Annotated in this window: 1 pseudogene; it reads right to left on the bottom strand. The window is 71.6% G+C overall.

The window, feature by feature from the left end:
- Positions 1–222 (bottom strand): annotated as a pseudogene (locus EXE44_RS19685) (LUD domain-containing protein); the annotation flags it as partial.

Below are 222 nucleotides of genomic sequence, written 5' to 3'. Positions count from 1 at the left end.
ATCAGCTCGCCGAGCCGCTCGCGGGCGAACATGGTGAGCTCCTCGGCGGTCTCTGGCGGGTCCTCCGGGTCGAACCGCTCCGCGAACAGCTCCGCGATCCCCTCACGCGACTTGTGGATCGCCGGCGCGACGATGTGGGAGGGCTCCTCGTCGGCCAGCTGGAGCACCCACTCGCCGAGGTCGGTCTCGACGACCTCGACGCCGTCGTCCGCGAGCGCGTCG

The sequence above is a fragment of the Halorubrum sp. SS7 genome (assembly GCF_005435055.1).
Lineage (GTDB): Archaea > Halobacteriota > Halobacteria > Halobacteriales > Haloferacaceae > Halorubrum > Halorubrum salinarum.
This window is presented reverse-complemented; position numbering and strand designations above follow the sequence as displayed.